This window comes from Actinoallomurus acaciae, from assembly GCF_042429965.1.
Taxonomy (GTDB): Bacteria; Actinomycetota; Actinomycetes; order Streptosporangiales; family Streptosporangiaceae; genus Actinoallomurus; species Actinoallomurus acaciae.
Map to the genome: position 1 here is coordinate 1 of NZ_JBHLZP010000596.1, position 4666 is coordinate 4666.

The following is a 4666-nucleotide window of genomic DNA, read 5'->3' on the forward strand; positions in this document are numbered from 1 at the left end:
CCCAGGCACCGGCTCCCGCGGCATCGGCGCCCGCGCCGGCCCAGCCGTCGGCGGCGGCCGCCCGCCTGCGTGGCACGACCGAGAAGATGTCCCGGACGCGGCAGTCGATCGCCCGGCACATGGTCGATTCGCTTCAGGTGTCCGCGCAGCTCACCACGGTAGTCGAGGCCGACGTCACCAAGATCGCGCGGCTGCGTGAGCAGGCCAAGGCCGACTTCCAGGCGCGTGAGGGCGTCAAGCTCAGCTTCCTGCCCTTCTTCGCGCTGGCGGCGGTCGAGGCACTCAAGATCCACCCGAAGCTGAACGCCGTCATCAACTCCGAGACCAACGAGGTCACCTACCACGACGTCGAGAACCTCGGCATCGCGGTGGACGCCGAGAAGGGTCTCATGGTCCCGGTGATCCACAACGCCGGTCAGCTCAACCTGGGCGGCCTGGCGCAGCGGATCGCCGACCTCGCCGAGCGCACCCGTACCAACAAGGTGAGCCCGGACGAGGTGACCGGCGGCACGTTCACGCTGACCAACACCGGCAGCCGCGGCGCGCTGTTCGACACGCCGATCCTCAACCAGCCGCAGGTGGGCATGCTCGGCACCGGCACGGTCGTCAAGCGGCCCGCGGTGATCGATGACCCGCAGCTCGGCGAGGTCATCGCCGTGCGCTCGATCGTCTACCTCGCGCTGACCTACGACCACCGGCTGGTGGACGGCGCCGACGCGGCACGGTTCCTCGCGACGGTCAAGCACCGCCTCGAGGAGGGCAATTTCGAGTCCGAGCTGGGGATCTAGGCCCACCCGGACGGTACTCCCGAGGCCCGGCGATCACTAGGGTGGCGGTCGTGCAGATCGCCATCACGGGTTCGTCCGGACTCATCGGCAAGGCCCTCGCCCGCGCGCTGCGGGACGAGGGCCTTACTGTCATCCGGCTCGTGCGCCGGCCGGCCGGCGCCGAGGACGAGATCCGGTGGGATCCGTTCGGCGGGGTCGACTCCGCCGCGCTGGAGGGCGTGGACGCCGTCGTCCATCTGGCCGGGGCCGGCATCGGCGACCACCGCTGGACGGAGACGTACAAGCGCGAGGTCCGCGACAGCCGCGTCGAGGGCACGCGTACGCTCGCGCGCGCCCTGGCGGGGCTCTCCCGCCGTCCCGCGGTGTTCGTGTCCGGCTCGGCGGTGGGCTTCTACGGCGACACCGGCGACGACGCGGTCGACGAGTCGGCCCCGGGAGGAACGGGGTTCCTCGCCGCGCTGTGCCGCGACTGGGAGGCGGCGGCGCGGCCGGCGGTCGACGCCGGCATCCGGGTCGTGCACCCGCGCACCGGCCTCGTGCTGTCGCGGGAGGGCGGGCTGCTCGGCAAGGTGCTGCCGCTGTTCCGGCTCGGTCTCGGCGGACGGCTCGGCTCCGGACGGCAGTGGATGAGCTGGATCACCCTCGACGACCAGATCGCCGCCCTGCGCTTCCTGATCCACGACGGCCTGCAGGGGCCGGTCAACCTCACCGCGCCCGAGCCCGTGACCAACTCCGTCTTCACCGCGGCGATCGGGCGCGCCCTGCGCCGCCCGGCGCCGTTCATCGTGCCCGCTCCCGCGCTGCGGCTGGCCCTCGGCGAGTTCGCCGACGAGGGCGCGCTCGTCAGCCAGCGGGTGCTGCCCGGCCGCCTGACGAAGGCCGGGTTCGCCTTCCGCCACCGCGACATCGACACCGCCATGGCCGCTCTCCTGTCCTGAACGGCCGTCCACGAACTCGCAAGGAACCCGTCACTCTCCTGCGCGCAGTCGTTCGGCCGCGTACGGTGACTGATGCGGGAGTACTCCGGGGGGCACTCGTGAAAGGTGTCTCGGGCGCATGAGCGCCAGCGAGTGGGGCGGCCGGCCTTGGCACGAGGCCTGCCGCGGAGCGAGTGAGGGTGGGAGCAAGCAATGAGCACCGACGGAAAACCGCATATCCTCGCGATCGGCGGCGGCAGCTTCATCCCGACCGACAGGTACGGCCTGTCGCCGAGTCCCCTGCTGCGCTACGCGCTCGACCTCACCGGTCACGACCGTCCGCGCGTCTGCTTCGTGCCCACCGCACTCGGTGACGGCGCGGAGCACATCGCCCGCTTCTACGCGGCGTTCTCCCAGCTCGACGCCGAGGTCAGCCACCTGTCGCTGTTCCCCATGCCCAATCACGAGGACCCGGCGGCGCACCTGCTCGCCCAGGACCTCGTGTACGTCTCCGGCGGCAGCGTGGCCAACCTGCTGGCCCTGTGGCGCCTGCACGGCCTCGAGGACGCGTTCGCCGAGGCGTGGCGGTCCGGGGTCGTGCTGTGCGGGCAGAGCGCGGGCGCGCTGTGCTGGCACGTCGGCGGCAACACCGACTCCTTCGGGCCGCGCCTGCGCCCGCTCACCGACGGCCTCGGCCTGCTCCCCTACTCCTGCGGCGTCCACTACGACAGCGACCCGCAGCGCCGTCCGCTGCTGCACCGGCTCATCGCCGACGGCACGCTGCCGTCGGGGTACGCCGCCGACGAGGCCGTGGGCCTGCACTACGTCGGCATCGAGTTCGTGCAGGCGGTGAGCTATGTCGACGGGCGCGGCGCCTACGACATCGAGCCGGACGGGGCGGGAGGGGTCAAGGAGACCCACATCGAGCCTCGTCTGCTGGCCTCGCTCTGAGGGACGTACGCTCTTGTCCGTGAGCGAGACTGCGATACAGCCATCCACCGACCTTCCACCGGCACCCGTGTCAACCGGCGACCTGGTGTTCGTCCATGCCGGGTTCGGCGAGCACGCGGTGCCCTACGAACAGGCGTGGGAGTTGCAGCGGCGGTTGCACGAGCGCCGGGTCGCGGATGAGATCCCCGATGTCTGCCTGCTGCTGGAGCACCCGCCGGTCTACACCGCCGGCAAGCGCACCGAGCCGCTGGACCGCCCGATCGGCGACCCCGGCGCGCCGGTGATCGACGTCGACCGCGGCGGAAAGATCACCTGGCACGGGCCGGGACAGCTGGTCGGCTATCCGATCGTGCGGCTCAAGGAGCCGGTCGACGTGGTCGCCTACGTCCGCACGATCGAGGAGGCCCTGATCCGGGCGTGCGCCGACCTCGGCCTGGCGACCAAGCGCGTCGAGGGCCGCAGCGGCGTGTGGGTGCCCGGTGTGCCTGACCGCAAGGTCGGCGCGATCGGCATCCGCGTCTCCCGCGGCGTGACGATGCACGGGTTCGAGATCAACTGCGACGCCGACCTGTCGTGGTTCGACCGGATCGTGCCGTGCGGCATCCGCGACGCGGGCGTGACCTCACTGTCGCAGGAGCTCGACCGCGAGGTCTCGGTGGCCGAGACCCTGGCGCTCACCGAGCAGCGGCTGGCCGAGGCGCTCGGCGCCGCGAACACCGCGCACCGCACCCTCGGCGCGATGCTGGGCGGTGACCTGCCGGGTCAGCCCATCGCCTTGTAGATCGCCTGGCCCTCGTCCGCGGCGGCCTTGAAGAAGCCCACGAGGTTCTCGTACGCGGTGCGCAGATCGCGGTCGCGTACGGCCTCGACGGGCTTGCCGATCCAGTCGTCGGCGCCCTGGATGCCCAGCTTGGCCATCTGCTTCGGGTCGTACCGGCCGGCGATCTGCCTGAAGTCGGTCGCCGCGAGATGGTCGGCGGCCGGCTTCACCCGCTGGGGCGCCAGGTAGATGACGTCCACGCCGAACTCCTCGGTGCCGTCCTCGGTGAGCAGACGACCACCGCAGACGACGTCGGCGGCGGGGTGCGGGCCCTCCCACGGATCTCCGGTGATCAGGTAGTGGAGGCCCTGCCATGTGCCGGCGATGGGAAGCACAGAGTGCTGGTTCTGCCAGCCCCTGTTTCCGAAAACCGATCTGGCGACGGCGCCCGGATCGCCTCCGCCCTCGGCTTCCGGAAGCCTGAGGTACGTCATGGCAACTCGCAAGCCCGACCTCCCGTTATGCGCAGTTGTGCACGCGACATCCCAGTTACCTTAGAGAGATCGACAGCTACGTATGGTGAGAACGCGGCAAAAGACCGGTCTCAACCTTCCGCCGGCGTCGCGCAACCCCCGGCGCACCGGAGAGCGGGCGCCGCAGGGGCTGTCGTCTCAGTATCCCGGCCGACCTTCCACCATGTCCGGCGCTTGCGCAAACTGAACGTCCCGCCACATACATCGAACCGGCCCCTACTCTCGCACTCATGACGCGAGCCGCGTACATCACCCGTCTCGGGCCTCCTGAGGAGATCCGCTGGGGCGAGCTGCCCGACCCCGTCCCGGGCCCCGCCGACGTGCTCGTCCGCACCGAGGCGGTGGCGGCGAACCCGGTGGACGCCTTCGTCCGCTCCGGCCGTTACCGGACCCCGATGCCGTTCCCGTTCGTCATCGGACGCGACCTGGTCGGCGAGGTCGCCGACGCGGGTCCGGGCTTCTCCCCCGGCGACCGGGTCTGGTGCGCCGGCATGGGCCACGGAGGCCGGCAGGGCTCCTTCGCCGAGTTGGTCGCGGTGCCGGCCGAGCGGCTGTACCGGCTGCCCGAGGGCGTCGGCGCGGTGGAGGCGGCGGGCGTGCTCCATCCGGCGGCGACGGCCTTCCTCGCGCTGTTCCGCCACGGCGGGCTGCGGCTCGGGGAGACCGTGTACGTGGCCGGTGCGGCGGGCAACGTGGGCGACGCGCTGGTGCGCTCGG

General features: G+C 71.6%; 6 protein-coding genes. 5 read left to right on the top strand and 1 reads right to left on the bottom strand.

The genetic code is table 11. The annotated features are described in order from the left end of the window. The 4 genes from ACFFNX_RS42830 to lipB all read left to right on the top strand — a co-directional run. The coding region (locus ACFFNX_RS42830) for a 2-oxo acid dehydrogenase subunit E2 (RefSeq protein WP_378211987.1) at positions 1 to 788 on the top strand (788 nt) is incomplete at its 5' end. Positions 789 to 838: 50 nt separating this feature from the next. Further along, a complete protein-coding gene (locus ACFFNX_RS42835) occupies positions 839 to 1726 on the top strand; it encodes a TIGR01777 family oxidoreductase (RefSeq protein WP_378211988.1) in 888 nt (295 codons plus the stop codon). Between the two features lie 192 nt (positions 1727 to 1918). Next, positions 1919 to 2656, top strand: coding sequence for a Type 1 glutamine amidotransferase-like domain-containing protein (locus tag ACFFNX_RS42840; protein WP_378211989.1), 738 nt, complete (start codon positions 1919 to 1921; stop codon positions 2654 to 2656). Between the two features lie 67 nt (positions 2657 to 2723). Next, positions 2724 to 3437, top strand: coding sequence for a lipoyl(octanoyl) transferase LipB (gene lipB, locus ACFFNX_RS42845; protein ID WP_378211990.1), 714 nt, complete (start codon positions 2724 to 2726; stop codon positions 3435 to 3437). On the opposite strand, the gene ACFFNX_RS42850 is transcribed toward lipB, so the two are convergent. After that, positions 3419 to 3811 carry a DUF1877 family protein gene (locus ACFFNX_RS42850; RefSeq protein ID WP_378211991.1) on the bottom strand — a complete coding sequence of 131 codons (393 nt, stop codon included), beginning with the start codon at positions 3809 to 3811 and terminating at the stop codon, positions 3419 to 3421. The two genes, lipB and ACFFNX_RS42850, sit on opposite strands and share 19 nt — an antisense overlap. 368 nt (positions 3812 to 4179) lie before the next feature. Here ACFFNX_RS42850 and ACFFNX_RS42855 point away from each other — a divergent pair. After that, a partial coding sequence (locus ACFFNX_RS42855; protein WP_378211992.1) for an alcohol dehydrogenase catalytic domain-containing protein occupies positions 4180 to 4666 on the top strand: 487 nt, incomplete at its 3' end.

Excerpts from the sequence above, each read along its gene's own strand:
- ACFFNX_RS42840 (WP_378211989.1), top strand. The coding sequence starts at position 1,919 with ATGAGCACCGACGGAAAACCGCATATCCTCGCGATCGGCGGCGGCAGC.